The sequence below is a fragment of the Streptococcus suis genome (assembly GCF_002960445.1).
Lineage (GTDB): Bacteria > Bacillota > Bacilli > Lactobacillales > Streptococcaceae > Streptococcus > Streptococcus hyiners.
Map to the genome: position 1 here is coordinate 1 of NZ_POJD01000247.1, position 365 is coordinate 365.

Consider the following 365-nt stretch of genomic DNA (forward strand, 5'->3'; position numbering starts at 1 on the left):
ATATTAAATTAATAAATTTCCTGGTGGTCAGTACCTTGTCTACCAATAAGTTAACATAAAAAACAAAAAATGCAACAACAGCCAGATAGTTCACCACATCATAAGACAGTGAGCCAGCCTGCTGAATCATCATAGGTAAAAGTGAGACAAAAAACAGGGTCATCTTCCCATACTTTATTTTTTTTATCAAATAGTAGATACCTATAATATAGACTATTGTATTAAAAAGGCGCCCTATAGTGACCATCATACCATATGACGGATAAAGCAATTTACCTACAACTAGACCAATTAGCTGAGGTGTACTCATTAACGATTTCAGAGAAAAATCGATAGATAATTTGTCCTTTGAAAAATCACGAATT

General features: G+C 32.9%; 1 protein-coding gene. It reads right to left on the reverse strand.

Features of this window, described 5'->3' with window-relative positions:
• The coding region (locus C1G53_RS09160) for a DUF2142 domain-containing protein (protein ID WP_153046695.1) at positions 1-365 on the reverse strand (365 nt) is incomplete at both ends.